This is a genomic window from Bradyrhizobium sp. UFLA05-125, assembly GCF_059803515.1.
On record NZ_JBANBJ010000190.1, the window covers coordinates 1 to 575 of the forward strand.

Genomic DNA, 575 nt, shown 5'->3' on the forward strand with positions numbered 1-575 from the left:
ACAGATGCACGGCGTTCCAGATGTCGACCGCTTCCGAGATGATCGGCGTATCGCTGCCGTACTTCGCGGTCCACAGCTTGACGAACTCGGCATTGGCCGGATTGTCGACGACCTGGAAATAGCCCTGGTCGGCGATGAGGCCCTTGCCGGCTGCCGGCGACACGACGACCTGCTGGTTGCCCGAGCCGTAGTTGGTCGAGACGACGCCGATCCTGTCCTTGAGGCCCGCGGCGGCGAACTGCTCGAGGAAGCCGGTCTGGTTGGCACCGACCGGCAGCGCGACGACGAAGTCCGGCTTGGCGGACTGGATCTTCTGAATGGTCGGCGCGTAGTCGGTGACCGTGAGCGCCAGAAAGTCCTCACCCACGACGTCCGCGCCGGCCTTCTTCGCATATTCCTTGACCCAGTGCGCCGAGATGGTCCCGAAATTGTAGTCGGGCGCCATGACGTAGATCCGCTTGCCGTATTTCTTCACCGCCCAATCGATCAGCACCGACAATTGCTGCGAGGCGGAAGGACCCGTGACGAAGGTCTGCTTGTCGCAGGCACCACCTTCGTAGAGCGATCCATAGAAG

1 protein-coding gene is annotated in these 575 nt (G+C 62.4%); it reads right to left on the reverse strand.

From position 1 onward, the window contains the following. Positions 1-575, reverse strand: a 575-nt coding sequence (locus SO156_RS45880; protein ID WP_498539469.1) for an ABC transporter substrate-binding protein, incomplete at both ends; no start/stop codon positions are given.